We start from the raw sequence: 17,286 nt of genomic DNA, 5'->3' as shown, positions 1-17,286 counted from the left end.
GATGGCCTTAAGCGAGAGTAGACGAAATGAACTGATTCGATTTGCCAAGGAAATTCGGATGAACACGCTAGAATGCCTGAATCATTTAGGATTTGGGCATTATGGAGGAAGCTTATCGGTTGTCGAAGTGTTAGCGGTCCTCTATAAAGAGGTGATGCCGATGACTCCTGAAGAGTTTGCGAAGAAAGATAGAGACTACTTTGTGCTCTCTAAAGGTCATGCAGGACCTGCTTTATATAGTACTTTGCATTTGAAAGGATTTTTCGATAAGGAATTTCTACTATCGTTAAACCAAAATGGGACGCACCTTCCTTCTCATCCCGACCGTAATTTAACTCCTGGAATCGATATGACGACAGGATCTCTTGGACAAGGGATTAGCGCTGCGACAGGGATTGCATATGGGCAGAAGATTAAAGAGGCCCCTTACTACACTTATACCATTGTCGGAGACGGTGAATTAAACGAAGGACAATGTTGGGAATCCATCCAATTTGCTTCTCACCATCAGTTGAATCATTTTATCGTCTTTGTAGATGATAATAAGAAACAGTTAGATGGCAGAACGGCGGATATTTGTAATCCTCTTGATTTCGTGGAAAAATTTAAAGCGTTCGGCTTTGAAACACTCAGAGTAGACGGTCAGGATGTTGAAGCGATTTTTGAAGCGATTGAACAATTAAAACAGTCCACTCTCCCATCTCCTAAGTGCATTGTACTCGATACAGTGAAAGGACAAGGTGTCAAAGGAGTGGAACAGATTGAAGCAAACCACCACCTTCGCCCAACCCCTGAACAAAAGGAAATGTTGAATCAAGCGGTGGAACAATTGAGAGAAGAATTGGAGGTTGGTTCATGATGAGAGAGACGAAAGAATTACGCTTAGTTTATCGTGACTTCCTTCTTGAAGCGAATCGAGAGCATCCAGAGCTCGTCGTTTTAGAGGCCGATTTATCAAGCTCCATGGCGACGAATAAGCTTGGAGAAATTCTTGGAAAGAGATATATCAATGTGGGAATCATGGAAGCTGAAATGATAGGGGTTGCCGCAGGACTATCGATTTTAGGGTTCAAGCCGTACTTGCATACCTTTGGACCGTTTGCCACTAGACGCGTTTTCGACCAATTGTTTTTATCGCTAGGATATGCACAACTGGATGCAACAGTGATTGGTTCAGATGCTGGAGTGACCGCGGAAATGAACGGTGGCACACATATGCCATTTGAAGAAATTGGACTAACAAGATTGATTCCTGGCGCGACGATATTCGAAGTGAGTGATGATATTCAACTCCATGCGGTATTGCGGCAGACCCTGAATCTGAAAGGACTGAAATATGTTCGAACCATTCGAAAAGCGCCCGAAGCCATCTATCAAGGCGGGGAGGACTTTTCTAAAGGCTTTGTCGAATTGAAATCTGGAGAAGATTTAGTCATTATCGCAACTGGTATAATGGTAGCGCCTTGTTTACGAATCGCTAATGAACTCTCCAAGCAAGGACTGGATATTGGAGTGGTTGATTTATTCAGAGTGAAGCCTTTACCAGAAGAGTTGCTGAATTTATATCGAGGGCTACCGATTCTCAGTGTTGAAAATCATAATCAAATCGGTGGAATCGGAAGTGTGCTCTGTGAACTCTTCTCAACAGATTTGAACACTCCAGTCTTTAGAATGGGAATTCAAGAACGATTTGGACAAGTCGGGAAGGTGGATTACCTTCTCAAAGAATACGGCCTAGACGAAGCGAGTATAAAAGATAAAATCCTATCGATTCTTCACTATTAATGACAAAGTTGCTTTTCTACAACTGTGGAAAAGCAACTTTTTTGTTGATGTTTAAGCATAAAAAACATGAGAATGATAGGCTTTTTTGGAGCAAAAAAGTATCCAAAAAAAGCAAGATGTAACATTTTTGTTACGTAACAAAAATGTTACACTCAAGAAAATGGAGGTGTATTTATGAGGTATAAACGTGAATTTACAAAGCAGAACTTTGAAGAGTTACTGGAGATGCCGTATGGGAGAATGGTAAAGGCGGCAGCGATTTTACAACTGATTGAAGAAGAAGGTGTTACTCCAGAGATGATTGAAAAATGGGGAGAGTATGACGAGAAAGATGGGGTCATGTATTTGGTCTTTGAAGTGGAAGATATTACGGAAGGGGTGAATGGCAGTGAGTTCTTTAAGAGAAGAGACATTCTCGATTATTGCATCGCGCTATCCGAACTTTAAAGAGGATTTGGCAAAGGAATTAGCAAGGCATCGAGCATCATTACGCATTATTAAACTTCGTATGGAAAACAATTTAACTAGAGAGGAATATGCAAAGAAAGTAGGGTTTAAACGGACAGCGCTGGCTAGGTTGGAACGTGGGGAAGGGACGCCTAATCTATCGACGTTGATTGAACTGGCTTACAAAAATGGGTATGAGGTAGATATTCAGTTGAAACCTCAAAATTTCTAAGACGCATCCTATTCCGCTTCATTTCTTGTCAGATTATCGTTTCTCTTGGGAGTTTGTTATAATACAAGAGTAGAATTGGAGGAATGAAAATGGCAATCTATCTTATTACTGGAGTGGTAGTGGTGGCTCTGATTGCTTCCATGTGGAGAGATAATCGCAGTTTATGGAACCCAGCACTCCTTATTATTGCTGTGTTTTTTGGATATTTATCAGTAGTTCAAGCGGTATATCAATCTGGAAGCGAGGCAGGCCATCTTCTCGTGTTAATGATTGGATTTTTAGGAGTGCCCTTTGTAATCTTCTTGAGTGGCTTTTTCTTTATTTATAATGGAATCGTTCTTCTGAAACGGGAAGGGAAATCAAAGTCGAATTTCTTATCGCTAGGGATGGGCTTCTTGATTTTACTATTCTTTGGCGTAATCATTATTCGTGCGCTCAATAATCAGTATTTTTATGAAAATCACTGGCTGAATATATTCTTGATCTTTTTTATCTACTCCTATGTTATTTTTGGGTTTGCCTTTTTTGGATTCCTATTTTACTCGATTTTGTATGTGTTTATTCCAAAGAGAAAACAATATGATTTCATCATTATTCACGGAGCTGGATTATTAGACGGAGAACGGGTAACACCGCTTTTAAAACGTCGGATTGATAAGGCGGTCGAGGCTTTTAAAAAATCAAAAAATCCAAATATTAAACTAATCGCAAGTGGCGGAAAAGGATCCGATGAGAAGGTTTCGGAAGCGCAGGCGATTTTGAATTACTTAATGGAAGAAACGGATGTTCCAAGAGAGTCCGTATTGCTCGAAGAAGAGTCGAGAACGACCTATGAGAATCTATTATTCTCAAAACGATTAGGGGAAACATTCCTCAAAGAACCACGATTCTTATTTGTAACGAATGACTATCATGTCTTTCGGACCAGTACCTACGCTAAGATGATTGGCATGCAAGGGGATGGGCTTGGCTGTACAACGGCGAGCTATTATATTCCTTCTGCGTTCATCCGGGAGTATGTGGCTCTTTGTGTGAAAATGAAATGGATGTTTATCGGGTTTTACCTGCTTCTGGCGATGGCGATTACACTTTCTTACAAAGGAATTCTATGGTAATAGTGAAGCTGCTCTGACATGGTTAGAGTGGCTTTTTTGTATGGGGGGATTGCCTTTTTATTTGTGCTAAAAGACGGTATAATAGACGTGATAAACTCTGGAGGAACAGAAATGAAGAAAAACGAATTTTATACAGTAACCATTGAAGATTTAACGCATGAAGGACTGGGGGTTGGGAAGGTCGATGGATTCCCGCTATTTATCGAAAATAGTATTCCTGGCGAAGTCGTGCGTGTGAAGACGATGAAGATTGGAAAAAGTTATGGCTATGCGCGTGTGGAGGAGTGGCTGGAAGTGAGTCCGAACCGTGTGGAGGTGAAAGACGCCCTTGGAACACGTGTGGGGACAATGCCGTTGCAACATATGACCTATGAGAGCCAGCTGGCATTCAAGCAGCATCAAGTGAAAAATGTGATGACGAAAATCGCGAAGATGCCAGAATTAGAAGTACGTCCAACTCTTGGGATGGAGAGTGCGCTGGGCTACCGTAACAAGGCGCAAATTCCAGTGCGTACGGTAGACGGTCAGTTGACGACAGGTTTCTTCAAGAAGAACTCACATGACTTAATTCCGATTGAAGACTTCCATATTCAAGACCCTGAAATCGACCGCTTGATTGTGGCCGTGCGGGATATTTTGAGAAAGTATCCAGTGGTGGCGTATGATGAGGGCAACCATACTGGTGACTTGAAGCATATTATTGTGCGCCGAGGTCTACGTACGAAACAAGTGATGATTATTTTCGTGACGAGAACAAAGGGGTTACCGCAAGCGGAGGCGATTGTAAGAGACATTACGGCGGCGCATCCGGAAGTCGTGTCTATCGTGCAAAACATCCAACCAAAGCCAACGAATGTCATCATGGGACGTGAGACGAAGGTGCTATTCGGGGAAGACGTGTACGAAGAGAAATTGTTCGAATTCACGTTCAAGATTAGCGCACGTTCGTTCTTCCAAGTGAATACCGTGCAAACCGAAGTGCTTTATCAACAAGCCATCGGCGCTGCGGATTTGAAGGGCGGCGAGACGGTCGTGGATGCGTATTGCGGTATCGGGACGATGAGCTTGGCCTTTGCTCGCGATGCGAAGAAAGTCTACGCCATGGAAATCGTGGATGATGCGATTGTGATGGCTAAGGAAAATGCGAAATTGAATGGCGTGACAAATGTGCACTTTGAAACGGGTGCGGCCGAGAAAATTATGCCGCGCTGGAAGGAAGAAGGCATCCAGCCAGATGTCATTGTGGTGGATCCACCGCGCAAAGGGCTCGACCTTGCCTTTATCGAAGCGGCGTGTGCAACGGGGCCTGAACGCATCGTATACGTGAGCTGTAATCCAGCAACACTTGCACGCGACCTTGTCCACTTCAAGGAACGTGGATACATTGCGCAGTACGTGCAACCCGTGGATATGTTCCCAATGACCGCGCATGTTGAATGTGTAGCGCTGCTTGTGCGAGCTGAGTCATCAGCGAAGTAAAAATTGAATATATTGATATTTCCAGCACCAGATGGAGGGGAAACGATGCATCATATTGAGATTTATGTAAGTAATTTAGATAAAACCAAGGATTTCTATTCTTGGATACTTAGCATTTTAGGTTTTGAGTTATTTCAAGAATGGGAATATGGATTTTCCTATAAAAAGGACGAGTTTTATATTGTTTTTGTACAGGCAAAAGAAAAGTATCTTAATAACGGATACAATAGATGCAATATAGGCTTAAATCACCTTGCTTTCCGTTGTCAAACCAAGGATAAAATTGATCAAATTAGGAAGTATCTTATTCAGAGAAATATAGTTTTACTTTATGATGATAGATATCCAAATGCTGGTGGAACTAAACATTATGCAGTCTATTTTGAAGATCCAGATAGGATTAAAGTAGAAATTTGCTTGGATTAACTTAAAAATTGTCAGTAATGATGATTGATGTTAAATTTCAGTTTATAGCTATGTTTCCACATATAGACAGGTTCACTTGTTTCATGTTGAGGATATGTCACTACTAGTACGTTCTTAGACAGGAGGATAAAATAATGGAGATTTTGGAAATTAATCCTATTTCGGTTAAAAAGAGAATAACTGAACTACTATTTGATTATCTTTTAATCATAACTTACTTGGGTATTCTGTTTCTTTGCGCTATAACTTATTACTACATTGTTTTTAATGGTGTGCCAATGCAAACAGAATTTCAGGCGCAGACTCTTACATTTTTTATCAGTGTTCTGCCAATCATGCTTTATTTCACATTTTCGGATTATGCAAAAAATGGAAGTTTTGGGAAATCAAAAGCAGGGCTTCGTCTGGTCTATCAGAAAAAAACAATTCAGGCCAGCTTTATTAGAAATCTCATCAAATTTTTACCTTGGCAATTAGGGCATATGGGAACTATTCATGGAGTCTATAGTGATTTTGATCTAATATCCATTATCCTTTCGTCTTTAGCAACCTTACTTGCACTGTTGTTACTGGCAATGGCAATTTTTAGAAAAGATAAAAGGCATCTAGGAGATTTGCTAGCTCATACACAGGTTCAGCTAGAGGGTGACAATAAGTGATTCAACTTAGAAGTTAAAAAACGCGGGTACGTAGCGCAATACGTGCAACCAGTGGATATGTTCCCGATGACTGCGCATGTTGAGTGTGTGGAGCTGCACTTCCAATCTGAGACAGTCGAAAAGTAGAAGGGGATGGTATTGGTATCAATCAATGAGTAACAAAGGAACAGCATGATTCGAAACATTTGCTTGTAATTTGCGGAGGAACATCAATATGGATGGAATAACAAAAGATTCTATAAAAATGGCTAAAAAAATGAAACAATTATGGCCCCAATTGACCGATAAAGAAGCTATTGATGAAGTAAAAAGATATACGAATGGCAAAAATACTGCAATCTTTACTGAAGTTGAAGATGACACAATTGTAGGTCTAGCACTATGTTCACTCAGATTTGATTATGTTGAAGGTTGTAAATATAGTCCTGTTGGATTCTTAGAAGGGATTATTGTCGACGAGGAATATCGTTTAAAGGGTATTGCTAAAAATCTCTGTACAAAATGTGAGGAATGGGCGAAAAATAAAGGATGTAAGGAATTTGCAAGTGACTGTACTTTAACGAATACGGATTCTATAAGATTTCATCTCAATATTGGATTTCAGGAGGCAAATAGAATTATTCATTTTAAGAAGAAATTATAATTTCAGAACGTGATCAAAATTTATGTATCTCTAGGAAGTGTGAAAGATCGGACGAACAAATTTTTTTGATGGGTGGAAATCCGCCGATAAAGAACCATACGATTGTTAATAAAATTGTGTCATCAAGGAAGAACGAAAGAATTGTCATTTTTACAGTTTATCGAGAAAATTGGGCATTGGGCAGATAAAACGCTCCTTGTAACTTATCCAAGGGCAATCCGGCACAAAAAGTGTGAGAGTTGAGTTGCCGAGTTAGATGCTGGATAGTTGTGGCTATGAGATAGATGTCAAGGCGGAAGTCAGGGTTTTTGTGGGCAAATATGCAACTAAACATAACAGAAATCGATAATTTCTGACATCTTTGATTGGTAGATAATCGTGCAACTTTTCATTACAATTTTCATAAGAATTAAACACGGAGGTTCTCATAAAAAAGTTATGAAAATTGTTGGAATCGTCTTATTGACTATAATTGCTGTTGCTGCTGTCGCTTTCGGACTTTATTGGCATCATAACACGCACTGGTTTGATAAATATGAAAAAGCACTGAAAACGGCGGGGGCTGAAGAAAAACAGGTCACTCTTCCGAACGGTAATGTAATTAACTATGGTGAAGTGAGCAATGAAAAACCCGCACTTCTGCTAATTCACGGGCAGATGGGCATTTGGGAAGACTATGCTCTTGTGTTGCCGGAGCTTAGTAAAAATTGGCATATCTACGTGGTCGATGTTTACGGCCATGGAGAATCAACACATGATGAAAGTCTGTATTATCTTGATGTAAACGGGGATGATCTCATTTGGTTTGTCGATCATGTTATTGGCGCACCTACAGTTGTAGCAGGTCATTCGAACGGAGCTATTACAGCCGCTTATATTGCGGCATACGGCGGTCAAAACATTGCTGGAGCAGTGCTGGAAGATCCTCCGGTATTCTCAACTGAAGGAGAAGGCTGGGAAGATAGCTTTGCATATCTTGATGCCTTCAAGCCGTTGCATGATTGGAATCAGTCGGAGAAAACGGAGTGTTGGGAAAGCTACTATTTGCGTCATTGTTACTGGGGACAGTTATACATGGCTGATGCAATGCCGAAAATCGCAGACTATGTACAAAAGCGGTATCAGAAAAAACCTAACGAGGCTCTTCAGATAGGTTTTCTACCTGCTTCCATCTGGTATGTTTTTAAATACGCCAAGGAATATGATTTTGCATACGGTGAACGATTCTATGACTTGAGTTGGAATCACGGTCTGACACATGAGGAAATACTATCTGCAATAGAAGTCCCCTGTGTTTATATTCATGCGAAGGAGAATATTCACGAGAACGGAACATATCTGTGTGCGGCATCCCGCGAACAGGCTGAGAGAGCAGTAGCCTATATAGGTGACAATTGCCGGTTGGTCGAGACTGAAAACAGTGACCATGTGATCCATACTGCTCATAGTGCGTTCTATATTGAAGCGATAAACTCGCTGCTATCGAAATGAGGATATTATGTTAAAAGAAAATCTTATTATGCTTCGTAACACACATGGTTTTTCTCAGGAAGAAATTGCCGAAAAAATAGATATCTCTCGTCAGGCTTATGCAAAATGGGAGAGCGGTGCAACTGTTCCGGATATTGAAAAATGCAAGCGTCTTGCAGATATCTATGGGATTACGATTGATAGTCTGATAAAAACAGAAACAATAGATGGAAAAGAGAGTATTCTACCTGCGCCAAAAGGAAGAAATATATGGGGGTCAGTGACAATAAACGAGCGCGGACAACTCGTAATTCCTAAAGCCGCTCGCGAAAAATTTGGCCTTACCGGAGGACAAAGATTAATTGTGCTCAGTGACGATAAGGAAGGCATAGCTCTCGTCCCGGCAGAGATATTTGAAGAAAGAATGAAAAAAGCAATGGAGTGGGCTTCTTCCAAATCGGAGGAATAACAGACCAAGGCTCCTCGCTACCGATAATTGCGTCGGCGGCGAGGAGCCTTTTTATGCTTCGATGTCAATTGTAATCCCGGACTTGAATTCCACGGTGAAGCGGTCGGCTAAGACGGTGATCTTATCGATGAGCTTTTTGACAAGAGCCTCATCAAACTTTGTGATGTCGGTTTCCTGCCCGACGATGAAGTCTTTCAACTCCTTGATCTGGTTCATGTCTTCTTCCCGGTGATGGCTGACGAACTCGGACTGTTCTTTTTGGTCGCGAAGCTGGAAAATCAGATTTCTCAAAATGCTAAGGTGTTTATTGAAGAGATGAAAGCAAATAAAAAAGAAATCACAGTAATCGAATATCCAAACGCAGTTCATAGTTTTATTGAATCAAATAATCCTGAAGGGCTTGTAGGGGTAACAACGGATATGTCAGAAGTTGTTAATGAAGAGCAGCAAAATTTAGCGCGTCAAGCGGAAAATGAAATTTATAACTGGCTATTATCACATTGAGAAAAAACAAGCCCTAATATGAGAGTATATAGTAAATTTGAATGAAGTAATCTTTGTATTGGTGGAGATACTTATCGTACAATAGATAGTGTATACTTTCGTTCTAAAGTGTTATTTACATGTTGATTCTATCACTTTCGTTCTATAATATAGATGTTGAAGAGTGCCACATGTCGAGTGTGTGGCGTTTCTGGTAAAAGCGAAAAACCTTCATCTTAAGCAATTTTACAAACCGTTGGAATTTAAGGAGAGAAAGGTGATCCTAGAAACGGAAAGATTGATTCTTCGCCCATGGGAAGAAAGAGATGCCACTGATTTATTTCAATATGCTAGTGTTCCAGAGGTTGGTCCAATTGCAGGTTGGCCTGTGCATACTAGTGTTGAAAATAGCAGGGAGATTATAAAAAGTGTTTTTTCCGCACCCGAAACATACGCCATCGTTTTAAAAGAAATGATGCAGCCAGTGGGTAGCATAGGATTGATGATTGGCTCTGCAAGTGATAAAGGGATTCCTGATACGGAGGCGGAGATTTGTTACTGGATAGGAGTTCCGTATTGGGGTCAGGGTCTTATCCCAGCAGCAGTTCGGGAGATAATGAGACATGCATTTGATGACTTGAATCTGGAGAAATTGTGGTGCGGTTATTTTGACGACAATACAAAGTCACAAAGAGTTCAGGAAAAATGTGGGTTCCGTTATCATCGTACAAAAGAAAACATTCCATGTGCTTTGGAAGGTGTTCTTCGCACAGAACATATAACCTGTTTATCAAAGTCAGAATGGATTTCATTTAAGTAAATCACTGCTTGTACGAGCTGAGGCATCAGTGAAGTAGAAGTAGATGTTTCACTAATGTGACAAGGTACAACAGAATGTTAAAAAGTGATTTGAGGGAAACCTTTGTAATAAAACTTAAAGTAAAATCTTGCTTTTAAGTATGAAACTTATTTCAAAAAATTAGGTGGTAAGGAAGATAACAGTTATATTATCGCTATAGAAAAAGAGCAATGAAAAAATTTTCATCGCTCTTTTTCTTCATCGCTACTTATATTTTGATTATTTTGAAATATGTAGAATTTCAAAAGTCGGTAGGTATTTATCAGGTTTATTGGTATAAAATGTAAAGATACATTTTTTCCATTTATCGGGATTAAAAACTACAATTTTACCACTTTCATCATTTTGTAATTGCTCATAAATAGTAAATGTCTTTAAAGTTTCAGAAACTTTTATATCAACGACTTCTAATGTGACATACTTGGCCGAATCAAAATGATCCGACAATTCGACTGATGTGGTTACTCCAATTTCAATATTTTGCCAACCAAAAGAAGTTAAAATATTATCAAAATAACCATCAAATATAAATTTGGTCATTCCATTAGTTTCTTTCCAAATATATAATGGACAATAACTATTAAATAGTTGACCTTCAGATTTTTCAGAGATTAAATAGACTTTTAAAAATAAATCTTCAAAGCCATCCATCAAATGCCCTGTCTTTTGGACACGTTGTCTAATGATATTCATATCATAATCAGCTGGTAATTTTATAGTGTATTGCATTGCTTGCATGGAAGTACCTCTTTTCTAATTTATTAATTATAGTAAATATGATTTCTGTAATTTTGAATAATACTTAATTATGATATAATTATCATAAAAAATGATAAGGTGTTTTAGATGAATTTTAATGATATGAAAATCTTTGTGACAATCTATGAAACAAAATCCATAAATAAAAGTTCAAAGATTTTACAATATGCACAATCAAATTTAAGCGCTAGATTAAAAGTGATTGAAACTGAACTGGGGTGCAAGCTATTTCTTAGAAATTATAATGGATTGGTTCCAACTGAAAAAGGAGACTTGTTTTATCAATTTTGCAAGGAAACTTCTAATAATTTGGAGAATTTAAAAAAGAGGATTTCAAAGGCAAAAGTAACCGTCTTAATTTCAGAATTATTATTAAATCATGATATTAATAATTTGCATACAATTGATTTAGGTATAAGTGATATCACTATCAAAAAAACTTCAGAAATACCAAGTGTCGCTCAGCAAGAAGATTTTGATAAGATTTTTTGTTTTCAAAAGATTAAAAATCTTAAAAATTATGATGAAATTCTAGGAAACATTGAAACAATGTATTTTTGCTCAAGCAATCAATTGGTTGACAAGGAGACACCTTTTTTAATTAATAAAGATGAAAATTGTCCTTTAAGAAAAAGAACCGTAAGAGAGTTCGCTCATTTAAAAGAGTTTGTAGAAATTGATTCATTTGAAAATATTATTACCTTAGTTGAAAAAGGACAAGGATTTGCCTTGTTACCCACATGGTTGAAAAATAGATCGAACATAAAACCTTATACTCAAGATTTTGTTAACATTCCTTTTTATCAGTATGAAAAGAAAGTTTAAAATAACTATTTTATATAGATAAGGCAAAGGTATCCAATAACCAAACTAGGGATTTTTCATGAGTTTATTTGAATAAAAAGGTTTATGATATATATTCTTATGTTAAATTAAGAAATAATCGGTAACTCTGTATTTTTTGGGGCTGTTCTAGTTAAGGGATATAGTTCCGAGGGTTCATAGATATAGAGTATAAGAAGGAGGAATGTCATAGGAGCTTGAAATGTCTATATACATTTTTTGACAAAAATAGTTAATTTTGTAAAAGGAGGATATTTATGTTAGGAGCAATTGTTGGAGATGTTGTTGGGTCTGTTTATGAATGGAACAATATTAAAACGAAGGATTTTCCCTTGTTTAGGGACGATTGTTTTTTCACAGATGATACGGTCATGACCTGTGCTGTGGCGGAAGCAATCATGAATGGTGGACAGAAGGATGACTTCATTGATGCCATGAAGAAGTACGGCAGAATGTATCCAAACGCGGATTACGGTGCTAGGTTTAACCGGTGGCTTATGACTGACAACCGTGAGCCTTACAATAGTTTTGGGAATGGTTCTGCGATGCGCGTTTCTCCGTGCGCTTGGGTGATGGAGGCTGCAACAAGCGAGTTGCCGTCCGAGGGAAAACGTCTGGCGCAACTTTCTTCAGAGGTGACGCATAACCATCCAGAAGGAATCAAAGGCTCAATGGCAACAGCGGATGCGATTTTTATGTGCCGTTATTTCTTTGGTGGTGACGGTAGTGATACCCCTGCGGAGATTAAAAGATGTGTTAAGGAACATATCGAGAAAGAGTATGGATATGACCTTTCTAAAACGCTAGATGAAATTCGTCCTACGTACCGTTTTAATGAAACGTGTCAGGATACCGTTCCTCAGGCGATTATTGCGTTCCTTGAAAGTACAGATTTTGAAGATGCGATTCGAAATGCGATTTCTCTTGGTGGGGACAGTGACACTCTTGCTGCCATCACAGGAAGTATCGCAGAGGCAGCTTATGGAATTCCTGATTGGATCACGGACAAGGTTTATACCTATTTAGATGAGCCTTTAAAAGATGTGCTCAGACGATGGGAAGAATTTGTTGTAATCAAATAACCGTATATATAGGTGTATGTCCACACGTTGACGGGGCATGCGGATTGACGTTACTGTCGTAGATTTGAAGGATGGAGGGGATAGTTTGGCGGAAAATAGACCTAGTTTTAAAGAGATAAAATCATTTGAAGAATTTAACCAATACTATTGGTATCGAGAGGAACTTTCCCAAATTTGTAAGTCTCTTGGTTTAGACTACAGGGGTACGAAGAAAGAATTGACTTTTATTATTGAACAATATTTTCAAGGAAATAAAGTAGAGAAATCTGTGAGGAAAGGTCTCAAAACTCAATCCGAAGTAATCACTTTAGAAACCCCGCTCCTGAACTGTGGGTTTTCTTTTAACCAGAAGTTTAGAGATTATTTTTCAGCCGTGACAGGGGTTAGTCCGTTTAAATTCAATGCGGATATGGCAACTGCTTGGCGAAAAGTAAAAAGGGATAATGATTTAAAATTTACGATTCAAGATATGATTAAAATTTATTATGGAGAGTCCGATTACGCCAAGTATGATCATTCGGCTTGTCAGTGGAATCAATTTTTAAAAGACTTTTGTGCTGATGAAAGTAGCCATCAGTATGCGAACAAGTTAACCGTTGCAGCGATCCTTTGGAGGGAAGTTCGAGACTCAAAGAATGAAAAAGTTTATTCCAAACAGCTTCTGAAAGAACATAGCCACAAAATAGAGGAGTATCGTAAATAAGCAACTACTCTTTCTTCTATCTGATCCGTTGTTGCGAAAGCCTCTACGTACCTTTTAAAGGATTATAGATAGGGTTCCTCATGAAGGCAGATCTACTGGATGTACATCGTGAGCGCTTGTTTCATGATAATTGACGGCAGCATAATAATGTTTAGAACGAAAAAGCTTAGGAGGGTTATCGATGGTTATATTGGAATTGTATCAAGGTGAGTATAAAAAAGATTTAGTCGCATTTGATTCTTTAGAAGAGGGGAGAGCCTTTGTAGCGCAAATCTCAGGATACACTCTAGAAAAAGTAGATGAGTTTGAAATGGAATCTTTTAATCCTGCAAGTTTACCGGATTATATGGAGATTGTCTTTAACGGAAACATTGTACCCTTGTCTAAATGGATGTTCGACCCTAATGAAATTGTGATTATTGTTTGGAAAGAAATTTCAAATCTATCCGAACCAAACGATAAAATGATCGAAGGCTACTCACTAATCGACGCGTATGTCATTAACAACGAGGAAGTGAAAGCCTATGTCGAAGCCAGAGAAGCAAACTTCCGCAAGGCAAAAGCATTCTTAGAAAGCAACGGACATGAAGTCGACAGAAGCTTTTTTGGAAGTGAAGACGGCGAAGCGATTCTCTACAGAAAACGAGGCACTGAAGATTGGCACTTCTTGTGTCACTTAGACCCGCTGTTTGTAGAGGTTGAAGATGTCGAAGGGTATGTGAAAGAAGAGCTTCAATCGTTAAACTAAAGGCCGTTGCGAAGGCATGGCGTGTTTGTTGGAGTTTGAAATTAAAGGAGCACGATTAGTGAAAGCATTAATTGTTTTAGATTGCCAAAAAGGGATATTAGCTAGAGGGGATTTTGACCTGCTTAGAGAGAATATTTTGAAGTTACAAGAGATGTTTAAAGCCAGCGGGAACCTCATTATTCATACACGTCATATTGATGAGAATGAGGAGAGTATTATTTACAATGGCGACGAGCGAGGAGCGCTTGATGAAGAGCTTTCTGCGGATGCGGATTTTATCGTGGAGAAAGACTCACCAAATATTTTCCAGAGTGAAGAGTTGAAGGCAATTCTTGCGAATCATCCGGTAGGCGAAGTGGTGATTACGGGATTGAACGCGGAATATTGCTGCTTATTTTCTGCCATTATTGCGTCAGACAGAGGCTATAAGGTGACTTACATTGAAGATGCAACGGGAAGCGTCAATGACGGCGACACTTATGAAATGCCAGGGCTAGACCTTGTTGACTTCGTTGGCTGTGTCTTGGATTGGTCTGGACAAGTCGAGGTCCTATACTTCGATGAGTTCAAAGAGAGAGGGTAACAGTCGATTTGTGGTCGGTAAGGGAACTATAAAATAAATTGAAATCAGAAGCAGGCGAAGTAACATTTGCCTGCTACTTTTTTATTTGACGATGTAAAGTAAACTTGACATTTTACTAGAAAATAATTATATTGTATGTAAAGTAAACTTTCCATTTAAGGAGGGGATTTAATGTGAAGAATAGATTAGAAGAAATTCGAAAAGCAAAGGGAATCACGCAAGAAGAGCTCGCGAATGCCCTTGAAGTTTCAAGGCAAACAGTGGGGTCTTTAGAAAACGGAAGATACAATCCGTCCATCATCTTGGCATTTAAAATAGCGAGATTCTTCAACGTATCGATTGAAGAGGTTTTTATTTTCGAGGAGGATCAAAAATGAAGAAAAATAACATTTGGTATTTAGGATATGTAATCGGACTTTGTAGTTTGATTCTATCGTGGACTTTTAATTTGAATGGAGCTATCAAAGTGCTGTTGACTTTTGTTTTGCCATCAGCGTATCTGTTTCATATGTGCAACTCACTCACCTTAGACTATTGGCAAAGGACCGTGATTACAAAATTAGTATGAATGATGAACGAAATGAAAAAATCAGAGATAAAGTAAATGCAACGATGGCATCTGTACTTATGCTCCTAATAGGAATTATTGCAGTTATCTGTATTGAAGTAGAGGCGTACTTACCTGCAACGTTGTTAACTATTTCGCTAGCATGCTCTCCTGTTCTTATGTTTTTTATCAGTAAGTATTATGAGAATAAATATTAAAACTTGTTATCAAATATTCTTCCATAAGCCATTGAAGCAACAACGGGAACATGAGATAATGAGCTAAGACAGTCATTTTGATTAAAGATATAAACAATTTTGTAACCGCAACTAAAGATAAGTTGCGACTTTGGAGGGACGATATGGATTACCAAGCATTACGAAAAAAATACACACTATATACTAGAGGCGCGGGAATTGTAGCCATGATTTTGATTCTTTGCGTGGCAGTGGTGATAAGCGATACGCTTCTTCAAACAGTGGGAGTCCTAGTAATCTTCGCAGGATTATTATTGGGGATTCAACTAATCAATAAATGGTATCTAGGTATTGTAGCGAAATTACTGTACGTGGATTTGGATTTAGCATCGTGGAAACAATATATCGAATTCAATAAAACGGCCAAAAGAGCAGCCCTTCAGATAGATGCAAAAACGACAGAAGTCTCTTACGAATACATGACGGGGGACTTTGAAACAGCGGTTCAGAAAGCCAAAGAAACCTTGGAATTGGAGGGACTTAAACCACAATTTAAGGATATTTTGGAAAGCTATTTAATTCGTTCAGTCGTTTTGAGTCAACCAGAGTTAAGCCGAGAAGAACTGGATGTACTGCTTAACGAGCTGACAATTACAGAACCGACATTAGCCAAGAAAACCGAACAAGTAAGTGTGGCTCTCTATGACTTAACCATAGCGCATGAGAGTAACGACTACTTCGAAACTTTGACGAATGAATTCAAGTATCCACAGTTAGAAATCATCTACTACCAAGCCTTGAATGCCACCATTAAAGGCGATACGGCTCGCGCAAACGAATTACTAAGCAAGCTCGTTCATGAAGATGAAGAGTTGTATGTGGTGATAATGGCAAAGGTTCTATTGAATGGGACACTTGAAAGATAAAAGAAGTATCATTACAAATTATTTTGTAATAAGATAAATAAGTTTTTGAATTAATGGAGATAGAGAATGAAAATTAAAAAATTAGATAGAATAATGGGATTATTTTTTGCGATTTCAACAATAGTATTGATTTATATATTTTTTACAAATCGAGATTTTTTTACATGGGCTTTTTCAAGACACCAAAATATTCTCAGTTGGTATATCAGACCGTTGTTTATAATTCCAATTGTTATTGGTGCTTATAAACAATCTTTTTCGATTTTGTTTATGTCGATTTTTGGCTTATTCACGAGTATGTTTTGGTTTCCAAAACCAGAAGTGGTGGACGAACAGGTTCATTTATTCTTAGAGTTTGAAAAGAACTATTTAACGAGTGGTTGGACAACTGAGAAAATAGTCGTTTGTACATTGATTCTATTATTCTTTATTTTTATGATTTATACTACTTGGAATCGAAAATGGGGAAAATTATTATGGGTTGTAATTGCTGGAGCTGTATTAAAGGTCGTCCATAGTATCTTATCTAGTGGAGAAAACGGAATGGCGCTCGTTAAACCAGCAGCTACTGGGCTAGTGATTTGTATAGTGATCATCGTCTTTATTAAGAATAAAAAAGAGAATAAATAGTAAAGTATCGGCAATAGTATTTTTTTAAAATAATTGGGACAGAATTCCCTTTTGAAGAGAAGAATTTTAATCTTTGGCTAGGGCATAATTTGTCTAAAAAGTTAGAACGTAGGAAATGATAAAAGATGACATTGAATATAACAGAACTATTGATTACAGAGATGTAGAGATTACATACTTATTTATTAGGTTTTATAAATA

General features: G+C 38.4%; 24 protein-coding genes and 1 pseudogene. 23 read left to right on the top strand and 2 right to left on the bottom strand.

Annotated elements, in window-relative coordinates; all coding sequences use genetic code 11:
• Position 1 precedes the first annotated feature (1 nt).
• The 12 genes and pseudogenes from HMPREF3103_RS08895 (at position 2) to HMPREF3103_RS08845 (ending at position 8,725) form a co-directional block, all read left to right on the top strand.
• Positions 2–859 carry a transketolase gene (locus HMPREF3103_RS08895; protein ID WP_070439389.1) on the top strand — a complete coding sequence of 286 codons (858 nt, stop codon included), beginning with the start codon at positions 2–4 and terminating at the stop codon, positions 857–859.
• The gene (locus HMPREF3103_RS08890) at positions 856–1,785 is read left to right on the top strand and encodes a transketolase family protein (protein WP_070439385.1); all 930 of its coding nucleotides are present in this window, start codon (positions 856–858) and stop codon (positions 1,783–1,785) included. The genes HMPREF3103_RS08895 and HMPREF3103_RS08890 overlap by 4 nt, the downstream gene beginning before the upstream one ends.
• A gap of 174 nt (positions 1,786–1,959) precedes the next feature.
• On the top strand, positions 1,960–2,232 hold the full coding sequence (locus HMPREF3103_RS08885; protein ID WP_070439382.1) for a hypothetical protein: 273 nt from the start codon (positions 1,960–1,962) through the stop codon (positions 2,230–2,232).
• Positions 2,168–2,464: a helix-turn-helix transcriptional regulator gene (locus tag HMPREF3103_RS08880; RefSeq protein WP_083278788.1), complete on the top strand. Its 297-nt coding sequence runs from the start codon at positions 2,168–2,170 to the stop codon at positions 2,462–2,464. Before HMPREF3103_RS08885 ends, HMPREF3103_RS08880 begins: the two co-directional genes overlap by 65 nt.
• A gap of 95 nt (positions 2,465–2,559) precedes the next feature.
• The gene (locus HMPREF3103_RS08875) at positions 2,560–3,579 is read left to right on the top strand and encodes a YdcF family protein (RefSeq protein WP_070439515.1); all 1,020 of its coding nucleotides are present in this window, start codon (positions 2,560–2,562) and stop codon (positions 3,577–3,579) included.
• Positions 3,580–3,690: 111 nt separating this feature from the next.
• On the top strand, positions 3,691–5,058 hold the full coding sequence (rlmD, locus tag HMPREF3103_RS08870) for a 23S rRNA (uracil(1939)-C(5))-methyltransferase RlmD (RefSeq protein ID WP_070439371.1): 1,368 nt from the start codon (positions 3,691–3,693) through the stop codon (positions 5,056–5,058).
• Positions 5,059–5,103: 45 nt separating this feature from the next.
• Positions 5,104–5,484, top strand: coding sequence for a VOC family protein (locus HMPREF3103_RS08865; protein ID WP_070439369.1), 381 nt, complete (start codon positions 5,104–5,106; stop codon positions 5,482–5,484).
• Positions 5,485–5,618: 134 nt separating this feature from the next.
• The gene (locus HMPREF3103_RS08860; protein WP_083278786.1) at positions 5,619–6,143 is read left to right on the top strand and encodes an RDD family protein; all 525 of its coding nucleotides are present in this window, start codon (positions 5,619–5,621) and stop codon (positions 6,141–6,143) included.
• Positions 6,144–6,357: 214 nt separating this feature from the next.
• Entirely contained in the window at positions 6,358–6,786 is a 429-nt protein-coding gene (gene aac(6') / locus HMPREF3103_RS08855; RefSeq protein WP_070439363.1) for an aminoglycoside 6'-N-acetyltransferase, read from the top strand.
• A gap of 68 nt (positions 6,787–6,854) precedes the next feature.
• A pseudogene (locus HMPREF3103_RS09670) lies at positions 6,855–6,959 on the top strand (peptidase S51); the annotation flags it as partial.
• Positions 6,960–7,224: 265 nt separating this feature from the next.
• The gene (locus HMPREF3103_RS08850) at positions 7,225–8,277 is read left to right on the top strand and encodes an alpha/beta fold hydrolase (RefSeq protein ID WP_070439507.1); all 1,053 of its coding nucleotides are present in this window, start codon (positions 7,225–7,227) and stop codon (positions 8,275–8,277) included.
• A 7-nt stretch (positions 8,278–8,284) separates the two neighbouring features.
• A complete protein-coding gene (locus tag HMPREF3103_RS08845; protein ID WP_083278785.1) occupies positions 8,285–8,725 on the top strand; it encodes a helix-turn-helix domain-containing protein in 441 nt (146 codons plus the stop codon).
• A 51-nt stretch (positions 8,726–8,776) separates the two neighbouring features.
• Here the strand turns inward: HMPREF3103_RS08845 and HMPREF3103_RS08840 are convergent, their stop codons facing one another.
• Complete coding sequence (locus tag HMPREF3103_RS08840) at positions 8,777–8,941, bottom strand: integrase (RefSeq protein WP_070439360.1); 165 nt, start codon at positions 8,939–8,941, stop codon at positions 8,777–8,779.
• Between the two features lie 42 nt (positions 8,942–8,983).
• Here HMPREF3103_RS08840 and HMPREF3103_RS08835 point away from each other — a divergent pair, with 42 nt between their 5' ends.
• A complete protein-coding gene (locus tag HMPREF3103_RS08835) occupies positions 8,984–9,229 on the top strand; it encodes a dienelactone hydrolase family protein (RefSeq protein ID WP_168132864.1) in 246 nt (81 codons plus the stop codon).
• Between the two features lie 256 nt (positions 9,230–9,485).
• Positions 9,486–10,028: a GNAT family N-acetyltransferase gene (locus tag HMPREF3103_RS08830; protein ID WP_210387113.1), complete on the top strand. Its 543-nt coding sequence runs from the start codon at positions 9,486–9,488 to the stop codon at positions 10,026–10,028.
• Positions 10,029–10,286: 258 nt separating this feature from the next.
• Here the strand turns inward: HMPREF3103_RS08830 and HMPREF3103_RS08825 are convergent, their stop codons facing one another.
• Entirely contained in the window at positions 10,287–10,805 is a 519-nt protein-coding gene (locus tag HMPREF3103_RS08825; RefSeq protein ID WP_070439354.1) for a DUF4865 family protein, read from the bottom strand.
• Between the two features lie 108 nt (positions 10,806–10,913).
• Here HMPREF3103_RS08825 and HMPREF3103_RS08820 point away from each other — a divergent pair, with 108 nt between their 5' ends.
• From HMPREF3103_RS08820 to HMPREF3103_RS08780, 9 genes are all read left to right on the top strand, one after another.
• The gene (locus HMPREF3103_RS08820; RefSeq protein WP_070439351.1) at positions 10,914–11,651 is read left to right on the top strand and encodes a LysR family transcriptional regulator; all 738 of its coding nucleotides are present in this window, start codon (positions 10,914–10,916) and stop codon (positions 11,649–11,651) included.
• A 275-nt stretch (positions 11,652–11,926) separates the two neighbouring features.
• On the top strand, positions 11,927–12,751 hold the full coding sequence (locus HMPREF3103_RS08815) for an ADP-ribosylglycohydrolase family protein (protein WP_070439349.1): 825 nt from the start codon (positions 11,927–11,929) through the stop codon (positions 12,749–12,751).
• An 85-nt stretch (positions 12,752–12,836) separates the two neighbouring features.
• A complete protein-coding gene (locus HMPREF3103_RS08810; protein ID WP_070439346.1) occupies positions 12,837–13,454 on the top strand; it encodes an SAP domain-containing protein in 618 nt (205 codons plus the stop codon).
• A 181-nt stretch (positions 13,455–13,635) separates the two neighbouring features.
• Positions 13,636–14,202, top strand: coding sequence for a hypothetical protein (locus HMPREF3103_RS08805; RefSeq protein WP_070439343.1), 567 nt, complete (start codon positions 13,636–13,638; stop codon positions 14,200–14,202).
• A 58-nt stretch (positions 14,203–14,260) separates the two neighbouring features.
• Complete coding sequence (locus HMPREF3103_RS08800) at positions 14,261–14,785, top strand: cysteine hydrolase family protein (protein ID WP_070439340.1); 525 nt, start codon at positions 14,261–14,263, stop codon at positions 14,783–14,785.
• A gap of 173 nt (positions 14,786–14,958) precedes the next feature.
• Entirely contained in the window at positions 14,959–15,162 is a 204-nt protein-coding gene (locus tag HMPREF3103_RS08795; RefSeq protein ID WP_070439337.1) for a helix-turn-helix transcriptional regulator, read from the top strand.
• Entirely contained in the window at positions 15,159–15,353 is a 195-nt protein-coding gene (locus tag HMPREF3103_RS09665) for a hypothetical protein (protein WP_246826972.1), read from the top strand. The genes HMPREF3103_RS08795 and HMPREF3103_RS09665 overlap by 4 nt, the downstream gene beginning before the upstream one ends.
• A 340-nt stretch (positions 15,354–15,693) precedes the next feature.
• Positions 15,694–16,455 (top strand): hypothetical protein, encoded by a 762-nt coding sequence (locus HMPREF3103_RS08785; protein ID WP_070439334.1) that lies wholly within the window; start codon positions 15,694–15,696, stop codon positions 16,453–16,455.
• 66 nt (positions 16,456–16,521) lie between these two features.
• The gene (locus HMPREF3103_RS08780) at positions 16,522–17,085 is read left to right on the top strand and encodes a hypothetical protein (protein WP_070439331.1); all 564 of its coding nucleotides are present in this window, start codon (positions 16,522–16,524) and stop codon (positions 17,083–17,085) included.
• Positions 17,086–17,286 lie beyond the last annotated feature (201 nt).

The sequence above is a fragment of the Granulicatella sp. HMSC30F09 genome (genome assembly GCF_001806915.1).
Classification (GTDB): Bacteria; Bacillota; Bacilli; order Lactobacillales; family Aerococcaceae; genus Granulicatella; species Granulicatella adiacens.
Note: the sequence above shows the minus strand (reverse complement) of the source record. Positions and strands in the feature narration are given on the sequence as shown.